This is a genomic window from Thalassospira sp. (assembly GCF_002709775.1).
Classification (GTDB): Bacteria; Pseudomonadota; Alphaproteobacteria; order Rhodospirillales; family Thalassospiraceae; genus Thalassospira.
The window spans coordinates 42,761-57,074 of sequence record NZ_PAQR01000003.1 but is presented as its reverse complement, the minus strand read 5'-3'; the positions used below and the strand labels follow the sequence as shown (position 1 = coordinate 57,074).

Genomic DNA, 14,314 nt, shown 5'->3' with positions numbered 1-14,314 from the left:
CCATTGGCGGGAAACAAGCGGTAACTGTCAGCCTTCAAAAGCCCCTGATCTTGATATCCAAGACCATTTTTGATGCGCTTGCCCCGTTCCGGGACCCTAAAAAAACGGCACGCATTTTGTTATTGTTAAAGACTTGAACGAACTGAATTCCGGCGGTTTTCCCGCCTTTTATGCCACCCGGTCGCCCGGTTCTTTTCCCTGAAAATAAGCATCAAGATTATCAAGTGCGCGAAAGCCCATCGCATCGCGCGTTTCTTCGGTCGCAGAGCCTATATGTGGTAACAGAAAGACGTTATTCAACGCGCTAATGCGTTGATTTCCACCGGGTTCATTGCAAAACACATCAAGCCCGGCTGCAAACAGCTTGCCGCTTTCAAGGGCTGCCACCAGCGCATCCTCATCCACCAGATTACCGCGCGCCGTATTCACAAGGATCGCCCGATCGGGCAGCATCGCGATGGTCTTGCTATTGATGATCCCCTTGGTTTCCGGGGTCGACGGACAATGCAACGACAACACGTCTGAATGCGCAAACAGGTCTTCAATGGTGTCGTGGAAAACAGCACCCTTGGCCAGATGATCCGGCAAGGGTTTGCGGTTGTGGTAATGGATTTCCATGCCAAAACCGCGCGCGCGTTCTGCGGCAACCTGACCAACCCTGCCCATGCCCAGCACACCAAACCGTTTGCCACTTACCTGCCGACCAACCATGAAGGCCGGTGACCAGAAATCCCACTTGCCGGCACGCACCATCGCATCACCCTCGGCCCCGCGACGTGCAGCACCCAGCATGCACAGCATGGCGATCTCGGCCGTGGCATCGGACAGCACATCGGGCGTGTTGGTCACGACAATCCCGGCATCCTTTGCGGCAGCCAGATCGACGTGATCGACACCAACCGAATGGTTGGCAATAATCTTGAGACTTTTGGGCAGTTTCGCAATGACATCGGCCGAGAAATGCTCGGAATGGCACGGCAGGACAGCATCGACCTGCTGGCATTTCTCGATCAGTTCCTCGCGCGTGAAAACGCGGTCCTCGGCGTTGGTCAGAACCTGATAGTCCCGCGCGGCGCGTGCCTGAACGGCATCACGCAATCGTCGCGTTATCAGAAGCTTTGGCTTCTCGGGCATGCGGACGCTCCCGGTGAATTCCCTGAAAGTAGTGTTATTTTTTATGATCCTAGGAAACACCTATACGGAAAATCCATCAATAGGCGATCAACCAAGCCGCAAGTCTTTTTCACTTCGTGGAAAACCATAGGATGAAATGTGATCTCTATCACCCGCGCTCCCGGATGGATGAATATCAGGTGTTTTCACCGTAACCATGTGAAAACGCCGTCAAAAATCAGGTCGCCCGATCAAACCATCTTCCCCAAATCCGGGTTCTGTGCGCAAATATCGAACGTTCGGTCTGCATCAGGGGGATGTCCATGCAGAAAACTGTCCAAAACGCCTGTTTCCGCCTGTTTCACAAGACTTCTTTCCTGATTGTGCTACTTGCGCTGGCCGGATGTCAGACGACTGATCTCGCTGGTATCGGCTCTGACCTGTTTTCCGGATCAAGCAGTTCCCAGACGTCGACACAAAAAAGCACAAGCACAGCTACACAGACCTCGCAGCCGAAACTTGCCAAATCCAAAGTCCCGTGGGGCGTGCTTTCATTCACGGTCGATCCGAACGGGCCGACTCCCGATTACTGGAACATCTATGTGACCGGGTCGACGGACAGTCCGAACTTCAAACCCTATAGCGGCACGATGCTGATGCCAGGTCACCGTCATGTTGCCCAGTTGTGGCCGGGCACCTATCAGGTCCGGATCGAGCATGGTGGCGCAATCTTGTTTGAAGGCCCGGTTACCGTCGACGCAGGTTCGCTGGCCTTGCTGGATGCAAAATACGGTTACTTCAAAAACACCGTCGAACAGGCCAGCCAGACCCTTTTTGTCGAGATGCTGCCGCCAGCCAACAAAACCGTTCGAATCGATATGCTCTATGCCCCGATCGTTATTCAGCGCGGAAATGGCTGGCAGCTTGAATATCGCGGTCAGCAGTCTCGTGGTGAAATTCGCACAGATGGTAAGGGCATCGTCGGCATTCGCAAAAATGGCGAGGAAATCGTCAAGATTACCAAGGCTGAAATCACCCCGACCGAGATATCAGGCACCTTCATTCTAAACGATGGCGGCGAAACCCCTGGCGCGATTGACCGCGAAACCATGGATTTCAAACCCGAAGACATCACCAGATGGATTACCGGCAAAACCTTTGAAGGCACCTATGAGGCGGGTGTGCCACTGTCGGGAACACTGAAATTTGCAGACGGCACGCAATGGGAAGGCTGGATGAAGGGAGGCGATCCGGATCGCAGCGGCCGCCTGACCGAAAAGGATGGCAGCTGGCTTGAAGTTGAAAACTACAATGAACTGTCTGACCTGACCGGCATGATCCCGTGCGGCACGGCACCCAACGACGCCAAAGAATGCGCCTATTTCCATGGCAAGGAAATCGCATCCAAGGCCGAGCTTGAGGGTCTGCTTGCCGAGGAAAAACGCCTCGCCGAAATCGAACGCCAGCGTCTTGAGAAAAAACGCCTTGAAGAACTGGCAGCCGCCCAGGCACTTGCCGAGGCACGCGAACTTGCCGCTGCCCAGCAAGCCGCAAACGACGCCGCAGCAGCCGCGCAAAAGCGTGACGACTGCACCACCGCAACCGGCACCTTTACGGCTGACAACGGTTTGACGTCCTACAACATGAATGGATCAGGCAGCGGCAGTGGTCATTTCCGCCAGCGCACCTATGGCAGCGAATATCAGTTCGACATTGATTTTCGTTTCACGACCTCGGCCAATCGCATCAGCTTTGACTACGGCGAAGGTGTCTATTCCGATGCCGGGTCGGGTGCTGTCCTGCAGCGCACAGCCATCCCGAATGGCAGTGCTAATTGCAGTTTCAATGGCCGGGTCCTGACCATCGACGGCAAGGAATTCGTCAAACGCTGATCGCAAAAGTGCCGCCCCATCAAGGAGCGGCTCTTTTCGATTAATACCGTTCGAGACGTATCAGGATTTCACCGATGTGAGGGATCCTCACATTTTAACCCAAACCGCGCCATCCTGACCGGATCGCACGACGGCCTCGACGAATTTCATACCATCAAGCCCCTCTTTTACGCCGGGCACAAGGCAGCTGGCCGGGTCGATTTTTGCCCCGCTTATGTGCGCCGTCAATTGATCAGCGAAGTCTGTATACAGGCTGGCGAAGCCTTCAAGATAGCCTTCCGGGTGACCAGACGGGACACGGATATTGCGCTGGCCATTGGCACCATTGCCCGGTCCGCCGCGCGTGATCAGTTCCGGGCGTGCGTCGAGCTTGCGGAACAACAGCTGGTTGGGATGTTCCTGTCCCCATTCGATGCTGCCCTTATCGCCATAAATCCGCAGACGAAGCCCGTTTTCATGACCAACCGCGACCTGGCTGGCCCACAGCATCCCGCGCGCACCATTGGCATAGCGCAGCAGGATCTGGACATTGTCATCAAGCTTGCGGCCCGGAACGATGGCATCGACATCGGCACAAAGCTCGCTGATCTCAAGCCCCGACACAAAGTTGGCGAGGTTATGCGCGTGGGTGCCGATATCGCCCAGTGCGCCGCCCATGCCGGCCTTTGCCGGATCAGCGCGCCAGGTGGCCTGTTTGTTATCGGTATCCTCGACCCGGGTGGCCATCCAGCCTTGGGCATATTCCACCTGAACAAGGCGAATATTGCCAAGCTCGCCGTCGGCCACCATCTGGCGTGCTTCGCGCACCATGGGATAGGCCGTGTAGTTATGCGTCAACGCAAACAGAAGGCCCGCCTCGGCAATTTTGGCTTCGATCTGTTCGGCCTCTTGCACGGTCAGGCACAGAGGCTTGTCGCAAATTACGTGAATGCCGGCATCAAGCATCGCCATCACCGCGGGGAAATGCAGGTGATTGGGGGTGACAATCGCACAGACATCAATGCCGTCTTCGCGCGCAGCTTCCTGCCTGGCCATGTCTTCGAAACTGTCATAGCTGCGGTCCGGCGCGATGAACAGCTCGGCGGCTGATGCGGCGGCAACATCGGGCTTTGAGGACAGCGCGCCAGCCACCAGTTCATATCGGTCATCAAGCCGGGCGGCAATCCGGTGCACAGCGCCGATAAAGGCCCCCTGCCCACCGCCAACCATACCCAGACGAAGGCGGCGGCCGAGGGATGTTTGCGTATTCATGTCTGTCTCCAAAGTCCTGATCTGGTCTGACGGCGCGCTAGGCACGCTGCTTAATAATATGCGACCTAGTCGATACCAAGAATGCGGCGATTTGCCGACAGGTCCGTGCCGCCATCGGCAAAATCGTCAAATGCCTTTTCCGTCACGCGAATGATGTGGTTTCTAATGAATTCCGCACCTTCGCGTGCGCCGTCTTCGGGATGCTTCAGCGCGCATTCCCATTCCAGCACGGCCCAGCCATCAAAATCAATCGCCGCCAGCTTCGAGAAAATCGCACCAAAATCGACCTGCCCGTCGCCAAGCGACCTGAACCGACCGGCGCGATCCATCCAGCTTTGATAACCGGAATAGACGCCCTGACGACCGGTCGGATTAAATTCCGCATCCTTGACGTGGAACATGCGGATACGATCGGCATAGATATCGATGAAATCAAGGTAATCAAGCTGCTGGAGAACAAAGTGGCTCGGATCATAAAGGATGTTGGCGCGTGCGTGATTGTTTACGCGCTCCAGAAACATCTCGAAGGTCGCGCCGTCAAACAGGTCTTCGCCCGGATGAATTTCAAAGCAGACATCAACGCCAACGTCTTCGGCCGCGTTCAGGATCGGGGTCCAGCGTTTGGCAAGTTCATCAAACGCCGTTTCAATCAGCCCGGCCGGGCGTTGCGGCCACGGATAGACATAGGGCCAGGCCAGCGCACCAGAAAACGTGCCATGGACATCAATGCCCAGATTGCGCGATGCCTTGATCCCTGCCTTGACCTGGCTAACCGCCCATTCCTGGCGTGCCTTGGGGTTACCGCGCACCTCGGGGGCGGCAAAGCCATCAAACATTTCGTCATATGCCGGATGGACGGCAACCAGTTGCCCCTGCAGATGGGTCGAAAGTTCGGTCACCTCAATGCCATGGGCTGCAAGGGTGCCTTTGACCTCGTCACAGTAATCCTTGCTGTCAGCAGCCTTTTGCAAATCAAACAGGCGTTCGTCCCAAGTGGGGATCTGAACCCCTTTATAGCCCAGTGATGCCGCCCATTTTCCGATGGAATCAAGGCTGTTGAACGGTTCTTCGTCACCTGCAAACTGGGCAAGGAAAAGTGCCGGTCCCTTAAGCGTTTTCATCACGGGCCTCTTTGAGTTTGTTCTTGTGGGTATTGGTATGCGTATAGGTGGCAGTCTGGCACCGGGCGGTAATCCACCCGGTGCCATCATCGGTCTGTCGGATCAGAACGGGCTGTCCGGGAAATAGAAGTTCTCGGCATTTTCCGGGGTGACCTTGGTCGCGCCCAGAATGTAACGGCCTTCGACCGGTGCGTTTGAGGTGAACTTCATCGCGGTGATGTCCATCGCGGTTGCGATCATTGCCGGCGGATACAGCACGTCAATCGGGGTCAGTTCATCACCATCCATCACGCGTTTGATGATGTCCTTCATGCCGCCGCCGCCAACGATGAACATTTCATCGGTGCGTTCGGCCTGCTTGACGGCCTCGATCACGCCAAGGGCGATGTCGTCATCCTGTGCCCAGACCGCATTGATTTCCGGGAAGCGCGACAGGAAGTCCTGCATCACTTCATAGCCGTCATCACGGTTCCAGTTGGCATGTTTCATATCGAGGATCTCGATATCCGACCCTTCAAGGGTTTCAACAAACGCGTCCACGCGTTCGGTATCAACCGTGGTCGGAATGCCACGCAGGACAACGATCTTGCCCGCGTCATTCAGACGTTCACGCATGTATTCACCGGCAACACGGCCCAGTTCCGGGTTGTTACCCGCAACATAGACATCCTCAATGCCCGGGATCGAAAGACCACGATCAACGACGGTAACGAACTTGCCAGCTTCCTTGACCTGCTGGACCGGAACGGTCAGCGGATCAGATTCAAACGGCAGAACCACCAGCGCATCGATGTTCTGAACCGACAACAAATCTTCAAGGTCGTTGGCCTGTTCGGATGCGCCATTCGCAGTCACGACGATGACATCAATATTGGAATAGGTGGCCTCAAGGCGTTTTTCGGCCTGTTCGGCATGCCAGTTCAGACCACCGGCCCAGCCATGGGTCGCGGCCGGGATCGAAACCCCAATTTTGATCTTTTCCTGCGCAATCGCACCGCTGGCAGCAACGCCAAGCCCGAAGGCACAGGCGATCCCCAGAAACTTTGTAAACGTTTTCATTCAACGCTCCTCCTGATCAAAAAATGATGCATTTTCCACATTCTTCCGGTCGTTGATCGCCGGTTATTTGCTTTTTTTGCGTTGCCAGTCCCCGCGTTGCAGGAACACGGCAACGATGATGATCAGCCCCTGAACAGCCCCGTTCAGATAGTTACTGATCGCATCCGTCAAATTCAGAATATTGCCAATGGTGGTCAGCATGATCGCACCGACGACCGTGCCCCAGATCCGGCCATAGCCGCCCTTTAGCATGGTGCCACCAATGATCACTGCGGCAATGGCTTCAAGTTCCCACAGCACGCCGGTCGAACTTGATGCCGAACCAAGACGCGGCACATAGATGATGGTGGCAAGCGACACACACAGCCCCTGGATCACATAGGTCAGGGTCTTGATGCGGTCGACATTGATTGCGGAATATTGCGCAACCTGCTCGTTCGAACCGATGGCAAAGCATTTGCGGCCAAACGGCGTCATGTTCAAAAGGATGTAGCCGGCAACTGCCACGCCAAAGAACACAATCACCGGCATCGGAATGCCAAGGATATCGCCGTAATAGACCGGGCGATAAAAGCCGCGCACATCGAAATCAAGCGACAGCGTCCCGCCATCGGCCATATAGGTCACAAGCGACCGGTAAATCCCCATCGTGCCAAGGGTCACGATAAAGGCTTCGATCTTGCCCTTTGTGCTGACCAGACCGTTGATTGCGCCTGCCCCGACACCCAAAACGATGCTGAGCAAGATCCCCAGCAATACTGTCTCGATCCCGGCCCCCAATGTGGCAACCAGTCCGTTCATCACGACAATCATCGCGCCTGAAATGAACGCCGCCATCGAGCCGACCGAAAGATCAATCCCGCCTGCGGTAATCACAAAGGTCGCCCCGACCGCGATGATCCCGATAAAGGCCGCGCGGGTGAAGATGTTTGAAAGGTTGCCACCACTCAAAAAGGCTTCGTTGATCGCCGTCCCCAGAATGAACAGGCCAACCAACGCCAGAAACGGCCCAAGCGCCTTGAAGTCGATGCTAAAACCGCCAGATGATGCGGTTTTGGTGCGCTCTGCGCTACTCATGAACAGACACTCCCTGCTTGCCTGAAATTCCTGTCGCGTGCCGCATGATTTCATGTTCATTGCGGTCGTTTCCTTCGAGGATGCCGGTAATGTGGCCGGCTGCCATCACCGCGATACGGTCTGACAGGCCAAGCATTTCGGGCATTTCCGACGACAGGAGGATGACGGATTTTCCGCGATTGGTAAGATCGCCGATGAAATGGTAAATCTGGCTTTTGGTGCCGATATCAATGCCACGTGTCGGCTCGTCGATGATCACAATATCCGGGTCGGTTTCCATGACCTTGGCCAGCAAAAGCTTCTGCTGGTTACCGCCGGAAAAATCCCCGACCTTGGTCTTGGGATCGGCTGCGCGGATATCAAATGCCTCGATGGCCTTTTCAAGGGCGGCTTCCTCGGCCTTGCGGTCAATCAGAATACGGCCAAACTTTTCAAGCGCGAGCAAAGTCAGGTTGGGCCTCATATCCATATTGAGCAACAACCCGCTGCCCTTGCGATCCTTGGTCAGATAGGCAATGCCGCACTTCTTCGCATCCTGCAGACTTCGGATACTGACCGGCGCGCCATTGCGCGCGATCTCGCCACTTTCACGATCACGCAATCCGATGATGGCTTCCATCAATGCAGTGCGCCCGGCACCAACAATGCCGGCAAAGCCCAGAACTTCTCCACGCCGAAGGTCAAAACTGGCATCGCGCACAGCACCCGTAACCGAAAGTCCGCGCACCGACAGCACAACATCAGCATGATCAGGCACCGCACGTTCGGGGAACATCTGGCGGATATCGCGGCCCACCATCAAACGCGCCATGTCATCCTTTTCAAGATCGGCGACGGGTTGGGTGACGATGTGCCGGCCATCGCGCAGGACGGTCACACGGTCGGCCAGCGTTTTGATCTCATCAAGCTTGTGGGAAATATAAAGGATCGCGACACCCTGTTCGCGCAGACGTCTGATCTGATCAAACAGGATATCAACCTCGCGCCCGGTCAGGACTGCGGTCGGTTCATCAAGGATCAGGATATCGGCCTTTTTGGAAAGCGCCTTGGCGATTTCGACCATCTGACGATCAGAAACCGGAAGATCGCGAATGCGCGTGCGCGGATCAATGTCACATTGCAACTGATCCATCAGCCTGGCTGTTTCAGCCCGCATTGCCGCTTTATCGAGGAACCAGCCACGTTTGATCTCACGACCCAGAAAGATGTTTTCTTCAACGGTCAGCTGTTCGGCAAGGTTAAGCTCCTGATGGATCAGGATGACCCCGTGCTTTTCGCCCGCTTCGCTATCGGCAAAAGAGACTGATGCATTATCAAGGACTAATTCGCCGCCGGTCGGCTGATGATAGCCCGACAGGATTTTCACCAGTGTCGATTTACCGGCACCGTTTTCACCCAAAAGGGCATGGACCTCGCCCGCGTGCAGATCGATGGACACATCAAAAAGCACCTGTGCCGGTCCGAATGACTTGCTGATTTGCCGACCGGACAGACGTACGGGTCTGTCGGGACCGGGATTAACGGCATGAACGGCCGCATCCGTCATTGATAGTTCCTCCCTGGCGCCGCATTTTTTGCGATCAACTCATTCGTTGAGTCCTCTGTAAACGTTTTCATTTACAATGTAAACCTTTACATTTTCATTCAAGTGACCAAAATCACCCCTAACGAGCACATAATGAATGCCGCTGGACAGGTTGGGACCAGCGAAGTAGGAAGAAGCATGAGTGAAAAAATCGCGACGATTGAAGATGTTGCCCGCCATGCAGGGGTGTCTATCGCCACTGTCAGCCGGGCACTGCACAAACCTGACGTGGTGTCGGAAAACACCCGTGAGAAAGTGCAATCTGCGATCGCTGCGACCGGCTATACCGCCAATGTCATGGCACGGAACCTGCGCCTGAACCGTTCGGGCATGATCCTTTTGCTCGTCCCTGACATCGGAAACCCTTTCTTTTCGGCGATTCTGTCGGGCATTGAAAAAGGTGCCAGCCAGGCGGGCTATAACGTTCTGATCGGTGATACGCAAAATGATCCCGAGCGCGAGGCAACCTATGCTGCCTACCTGCGCAGCAATCAGGCCGACGCCATGATCCTGCTGAATGGCCGCCTGCCCGTTGCCCTTGCCAATGCGCCGGCCAATGCTACCCCGCCGGTGGTAATTGCCTGCGAACGTATACCGGGCTGCGCACTCCCGACTGTGATCATTGATAATGACGAGGCGGCCTTTGTCGCAACAAGGCACCTGACCGATCTTGGCCACCACCGGATTGCCCATGTTGCCGGTCCAGCCAAAAACATCCTGACCATTGATCGCATTGCCGGATATCGCCGCGCGCTAGAAACCGCCGGGATCACAGTTGATCCCGATCTGATTTACACAGGCGACTTTTCAATTGATTCCGGCATTACCGCCGGGCGGGCCTTGCTAGCCGATCCGAAAACCCGACCGACGGCTGTTTTCTGCTCAAGTGACGGCATGGCGATTGGCGTGATTGTCGCGGCCAAGGAACAGGGCCTTCGCATTCCCGAAGACCTGTCTGTCGTCGGCTTTGACGATATTCCACATGCCGCGGCCTATGACCCGCCAATAACCACCGTACGCCAGCCGCGCCGTCGTCTGGGTGAACAGGCGATTGCGCTTTTGCTGGAACGCCTGGGTTCCAAGCTGCCGCTTGCAGCAGATGATAGCGGCCCAAGCATCATTCCGACGGAACTGATTATCCGCCAAAGCAGCGGCCCCTGCCCCAAATAGGGGCAAGGCTTCCACCCACCCCGTCAGGCACTGGAAACGCCTTGCCACTCGCCAATGACGGCCCGGGCATTGCCCTCGTGATCGTCGTTTGATCGGGCCTGTTCGGATGCAAAGATTTCAAACCGGATACCGTTGGGATCACGCACGAAAAGCCGCCGGGATTTGCCATCATCCTCGTTATGGTAAACGACCTTGTGCTGGAACAGATGGTTTTGCCAGGCGATCACATCGCGCGGGGCGGCACAGCGCAAGCCAATATGAAACACATCATCGGGCATTTCCGGATCATCCGGGTACGGCCCGGTATCGGCCGGCCAGTCAAAGAATGACAGGCGCGTGCCATCGGGTAGCGCATAGGTAATCAACAAATAATCGCTTTTCCAGGACGGCCTGTAACCACTTTCCGCGTGAACCAGTGTTGCCCCCACCACCTTGGAATAAAAGTGGTCGGTAGCTTCAAGGTCGCGGGTCGGAAAAGCAAGATGATCGACACTTACAGGTGCAGGTGACATGGGGCTCCTCCGTCAGGTTTGATCCTTAACATCCTATCGCCGGATCCATATCTGCACTGATTGGCACCTTCGCAACCGGGCCCCAAAAAGCGCACGATCCGGGTCTCGTTTTCGGGCAGGGCATCAACGTGTTGCACGCTGCCCGTGATAAACAGATGGGTAAATCGCGCGGGAAAATCAATGCGATTGCCCCTTGATCAAAGCGTCATGAAACCACAACATGCAGAGATATCGAAAATCGCCTAATAAAGGCGACATTGCAGTATTGACCGTCCCCACCCGCACTGCTATTGGGACGCGGCAAACATGCAAGATCACGCGCACGCCACACATGATGGCCTGCGCCATTGGCAACAACCCGAAGGATGGAGGCATCTGATGAATGAATACAGTTTATCTGTCTCCGTCTACTGGATGACGCACCGCCAGGCTGACCACTAGAAGCCGCTTGCCTTCCACCTTGATGGTGATTTTGCCCAAACCCGGAACGAAAGACGCCTGATCGCGCATTCCGAGTTCATCCGCATTCCCCTGACATAGTTGTAGAGAGCCGCCCATGCCCGCAACGCCCTATTACCTGATCGACAAGTCCAAGCTGCTGCGCAACATGGAAAAGATCGCATATGTGCGCCAACATTCTGGTGCAAAAGCACTTTTGGCGCTGAAATGCTTTGCGACCTGGTCGGTGTTTGACTTCATGTCGGACTATATGGATGGCACGACGTCATCCTCGCTCCATGAGGTCAAGCTGGGCCGTCAGAAATTCGGCAAGGAAACGCATGCCTATAGTGTCGCCTATTCCGATGACGAGATTTCCGAGGTCATTGAGAATGCCGACAAGATCATCTTCAACTCGATCAGCCAGCTGACCCGCTTTGCCGATCAGGCATCAGGCATTGTGCGCGGTTTGCGCCTGAACCCGCAGGTCTCAACTTCAAGCTTTGATCTTGCTGATCCGGCCCGCCCGTTCTCGCGTCTCGGTGAATGGGACGTCACCAAGGTCGAAGCAGTAATGGACCGTATTTCGGGCTTCATGATCCACAATAACTGCGAAAATGCCGACTTTGATCTGTTTGATCAGATGCTGGGCAATATCGAGGAAAAATTTGGATCGCTGCTATCGCGTGTGGAATGGGTCAGCCTCGGCGGCGGTATCCATTTCACCGGCGATGACTACCCGCTTGATAAGTTCTGTGCGCGGCTCAAGGCGTTTTCCGAGAAATTCGGCGTACAGGTTTATCTTGAGCCCGGCGAAGCATCGATCACGAAAAGCACCACCCTTGAGGTCACCGTGCTCGATACCCTGTTTAACGGCAAGAACCTTGCCATCGTTGATAGCTCGATCGAAGCACACATGCTTGATCTTCTGATCTATCGCGAAAATGCCAAGGTGCTGCCGAACAAGGGCGATCATCACTATATGATCTGTGGCAAGTCCTGCCTTGCGGGTGATGTCTTTGGCGAATTCGATTTCGAAAACGAGATCAAGGTGGGCGACCGTATCTCCATCGACGATGCGGCCGGTTACACCATGGTCAAAAAGAACTGGTTTAACGGGGTCGGCATGCCGTCCATCGTAATCCGGGAACTCGACGGAACAGAGCGCGTTGTGCGTGAGTTCACCTTTGACGACTACGTTTCGAGCCTTTCGTAAGGATACGAAAAGGCACTTTTCATAGCGAACCGGAGCACGATGTGCTCCACCTCTCAAAACAGGGGAGTTTTTGGCCCGACATGAAAAAGAATGTTCTGATTATCGGCGCAGGTGGCGTCGCCCAGGTCGTTGCACATAAATGCGCACAACATAACGACGTGCTTGGCGATATTCATATCGCATCACGTACGGCATCGAAGTGCCAGGCAATCATCGACAGCATCCATGAAAAGAAAAACCTCAAGAACTCCGGCGTTCTTGAAGGCCATGCACTGGATGCCACCGATGTGGATGCAACTGCGGCCCTGATCGAAAAAACCGGCGTCGAGATCGTCATCAATGTCGGATCTGCCTTCATCAACATGCCGGTCATGTCGGCCTGCATCAAAACCGGTGTCGCCTATCTTGATACCGCCATCCATGAAGAGCAGGACAAAATCTGCGAGAACCCGCCATGGTATGCCAACTATGAATGGAAACGCCGTGCGGAATGCGAAGCCGCTGGCACGACCGCGATTCTGGGTGTCGGCTTTGACCCGGGTGTGGTGAACGCCTATGCCAAGCTGGCCGTCGAGGACTATTTCGACAAGATTGAGTCGATCGACATCATCGACATTAATGCCGGCAGCCACGGCAAATACTTCGCCACCAACTTTGACCCGGAAATCAACTTCCGCGAATTCACCGGCACGGTTTATTCCTGGCAGGACAGCAAGTGGCAGTCGAACAAAATGTTCGAGATCAAAAAGATCTGGGACATGCCGGTTGTCGGCGAAAGCCAGACCTTCATGACCGGCCATGACGAAGTGCATTCGCTTTCCCAGAACCTTGATGTTCCCAATGTCCGCTTCTGGATGGGCTTTGGCGATCACTACGTCAATGTCTTCACAGTTCTGAAAAACATCGGCCTTCTGTCTGAAAAACCGGTCACCACCGCCGAGGGTCTTGAAGTCGTGCCGCTCAAGGTTGTTAAGGCCTGCCTGCCCGATCCGAGCTCGCTCGCACCGGATTATACCGGCAAGACCTGCATCGGTGATCTGGTCAAGGGCACCAAGAACGGCAAGGAAACCGAAGTCCTGATCTATAACGTGGCGGACCATAAGGATGCCTACAATGAGGTCGGCAGCCAGGGCATTTCCTATACCGCGGGCGTGCCGCCAGTTGCGGCGGCCATGCTGATTGCGACCGGCGAATGGGATGTGAAGAAGATGGCAAACGTCGAAGACCTGCCAGCCAAACCGTTCCTGAACCTGCTGAACGGTATGGGCCTTCCGACCCGCATCAAGGACGCCGATGGCGACCGGGCACTCGACTTCTCCTAAGTCGGCTCGAAGCTCAGACACGCATTACAAAAAATGGCGGGCAATTTGCCCGCCATTTTCATTTCAGCGATCCCAAAACCGCCAGACTTTCATAACGCCGGATATGCGGGGCGTGAAACACCCTCTCAACCAAAGCGCTATATTCTTCCATATCGGCGACCTGGACACGCAAAATAAAATCATGCGCGCCCGTCACGTGATGGCATTGCAGAACTTCCGGCATCCCGGCGAATTCTTCGCGCATCAAAACATATCGGTCAGGACGGTCACGCTCGACCGTCAACAAGACCATGACCGTCATGCGCTTACCAAATACCTTCGGCGACACGACAGCGATGTCACGTTCGATCACACCCGTTTCACGCAGTCTTTGTACGCGTCTCAGGCATGCTGCAGGTGACAATCCTACCTTATCCGCCAACTCATTCCCCGTTTGGCGGCTGTTTACCTGCAATAATTCAAGCAGGCGTAAATCAAAATTATCCATTCTCAGGAAAGGCCCCAGTTCCCCGCTATAGTCCCTTATTGTTCCCGCAACAATGAACTATTTGCACGATA

The 14,314-nt window shown here is 55.1% G+C and carries 12 protein-coding genes; 4 read left to right on the top strand and 8 right to left on the bottom strand.

Going from position 1 to position 14,314, the window contains the following annotated elements; translation table 11 throughout:
* Positions 1 to 168: 168 nt before the first annotated feature.
* Positions 169 to 1,134 (bottom strand): 2-hydroxyacid dehydrogenase, encoded by a 966-nt coding sequence (locus CMO10_RS01355; protein ID WP_297018541.1) that lies wholly within the window; start codon positions 1,132 to 1,134, stop codon positions 169 to 171.
* A gap of 302 nt (positions 1,135 to 1,436) precedes the next feature.
* Here CMO10_RS01355 and CMO10_RS01350 point away from each other — a divergent pair, with 302 nt between their 5' ends.
* Positions 1,437 to 3,005, top strand: coding sequence for a hypothetical protein (locus tag CMO10_RS01350; protein WP_297018540.1), 1,569 nt, complete (start codon positions 1,437 to 1,439; stop codon positions 3,003 to 3,005).
* 87 nt (positions 3,006 to 3,092) lie between these two features.
* Here CMO10_RS01350 and CMO10_RS01345 read toward each other — a convergent pair whose 3' ends face one another.
* The 5 genes from CMO10_RS01345 to CMO10_RS01325 form a co-directional block, all read right to left on the bottom strand.
* Positions 3,093 to 4,256, bottom strand: a complete 1,164-nt coding sequence (locus CMO10_RS01345) for a Gfo/Idh/MocA family protein (RefSeq protein ID WP_297018539.1) — start codon at positions 4,254 to 4,256, stop codon at positions 3,093 to 3,095.
* A gap of 65 nt (positions 4,257 to 4,321) precedes the next feature.
* Positions 4,322 to 5,377, bottom strand: a complete 1,056-nt coding sequence (locus CMO10_RS01340; RefSeq protein WP_297018538.1) for a sugar phosphate isomerase/epimerase family protein — start codon at positions 5,375 to 5,377, stop codon at positions 4,322 to 4,324.
* A 102-nt stretch (positions 5,378 to 5,479) separates the two neighbouring features.
* Positions 5,480 to 6,436, bottom strand: coding sequence for an ABC transporter substrate-binding protein (locus tag CMO10_RS01335; RefSeq protein WP_297018537.1), 957 nt, complete (start codon positions 6,434 to 6,436; stop codon positions 5,480 to 5,482).
* Positions 6,437 to 6,499: 63 nt separating this feature from the next.
* The gene (locus CMO10_RS01330; protein ID WP_297018536.1) at positions 6,500 to 7,513 is read right to left on the bottom strand and encodes an ABC transporter permease; all 1,014 of its coding nucleotides are present in this window, start codon (positions 7,511 to 7,513) and stop codon (positions 6,500 to 6,502) included.
* On the bottom strand, positions 7,506 to 9,059 hold the full coding sequence (locus CMO10_RS01325) for a sugar ABC transporter ATP-binding protein (protein ID WP_297018535.1): 1,554 nt from the start codon (positions 9,057 to 9,059) through the stop codon (positions 7,506 to 7,508). The genes CMO10_RS01330 and CMO10_RS01325 overlap by 8 nt, the downstream gene beginning before the upstream one ends.
* Positions 9,060 to 9,236: 177 nt before the next feature.
* Between CMO10_RS01325 and CMO10_RS01320 the strand changes: the two genes are divergently transcribed.
* Entirely contained in the window at positions 9,237 to 10,268 is a 1,032-nt protein-coding gene (locus CMO10_RS01320; protein WP_297018534.1) for a LacI family DNA-binding transcriptional regulator, read from the top strand.
* Between the two features lie 23 nt (positions 10,269 to 10,291).
* Here CMO10_RS01320 and CMO10_RS01315 read toward each other — a convergent pair whose 3' ends face one another.
* Entirely contained in the window at positions 10,292 to 10,780 is a 489-nt protein-coding gene (locus CMO10_RS01315) for a VOC family protein (RefSeq protein ID WP_297018533.1), read from the bottom strand.
* A 556-nt stretch (positions 10,781 to 11,336) separates the two neighbouring features.
* Between CMO10_RS01315 and nspC the strand changes: the two genes are divergently transcribed.
* Positions 11,337 to 12,434: a carboxynorspermidine decarboxylase gene (gene nspC, locus CMO10_RS01310; protein ID WP_044827062.1), complete on the top strand. Its 1,098-nt coding sequence runs from the start codon at positions 11,337 to 11,339 to the stop codon at positions 12,432 to 12,434.
* Between the two features lie 80 nt (positions 12,435 to 12,514).
* Complete coding sequence (locus CMO10_RS01305) at positions 12,515 to 13,756, top strand: saccharopine dehydrogenase family protein (protein ID WP_297018532.1); 1,242 nt, start codon at positions 12,515 to 12,517, stop codon at positions 13,754 to 13,756.
* Between the two features lie 58 nt (positions 13,757 to 13,814).
* Here the strand turns inward: CMO10_RS01305 and CMO10_RS01300 are convergent, their stop codons facing one another.
* Positions 13,815 to 14,243: an Lrp/AsnC family transcriptional regulator gene (locus tag CMO10_RS01300; RefSeq protein ID WP_297018531.1), complete on the bottom strand. Its 429-nt coding sequence runs from the start codon at positions 14,241 to 14,243 to the stop codon at positions 13,815 to 13,817.
* Positions 14,244 to 14,314: the final 71 nt, after the last annotated feature.

What these genes read in the sequence shown, in the direction of transcription:
- nspC (WP_044827062.1), top strand. Translation starts at nt 11,337, where the DNA reads ATGCCCGCAACGCCCTATTACCTGATCGACAAGTCCAAGCTGCTGCGC.
- CMO10_RS01330 (WP_297018536.1), bottom strand. Translation starts at nt 7,513, where the DNA reads ATGAGTAGCGCAGAGCGCACCAAAACCGCATCATCTGGCGGTTTTAGC.
- CMO10_RS01305 (WP_297018532.1), top strand. Translation starts at nt 12,515, where the DNA reads ATGAAAAAGAATGTTCTGATTATCGGCGCAGGTGGCGTCGCCCAGGTC.
- CMO10_RS01350 (WP_297018540.1), top strand. Translation starts at nt 1,437, where the DNA reads ATGCAGAAAACTGTCCAAAACGCCTGTTTCCGCCTGTTTCACAAGACT.
- CMO10_RS01340 (WP_297018538.1), bottom strand. Translation starts at nt 5,377, where the DNA reads ATGAAAACGCTTAAGGGACCGGCACTTTTCCTTGCCCAGTTTGCAGGT.
- CMO10_RS01335 (WP_297018537.1), bottom strand. Translation starts at nt 6,436, where the DNA reads ATGAAAACGTTTACAAAGTTTCTGGGGATCGCCTGTGCCTTCGGGCTT.
- CMO10_RS01345 (WP_297018539.1), bottom strand. Translation starts at nt 4,256, where the DNA reads ATGAATACGCAAACATCCCTCGGCCGCCGCCTTCGTCTGGGTATGGTT.
- CMO10_RS01320 (WP_297018534.1), top strand. Translation starts at nt 9,237, where the DNA reads ATGAGTGAAAAAATCGCGACGATTGAAGATGTTGCCCGCCATGCAGGG.
- CMO10_RS01315 (WP_297018533.1), bottom strand. Translation starts at nt 10,780, where the DNA reads ATGTCACCTGCACCTGTAAGTGTCGATCATCTTGCTTTTCCGACCCGC.
- CMO10_RS01325 (WP_297018535.1), bottom strand. Translation starts at nt 9,059, where the DNA reads ATGACGGATGCGGCCGTTCATGCCGTTAATCCCGGTCCCGACAGACCC.
- CMO10_RS01355 (WP_297018541.1), bottom strand. Translation starts at nt 1,134, where the DNA reads ATGCCCGAGAAGCCAAAGCTTCTGATAACGCGACGATTGCGTGATGCC.
- CMO10_RS01300 (WP_297018531.1), bottom strand. Translation starts at nt 14,243, where the DNA reads ATGGATAATTTTGATTTACGCCTGCTTGAATTATTGCAGGTAAACAGC.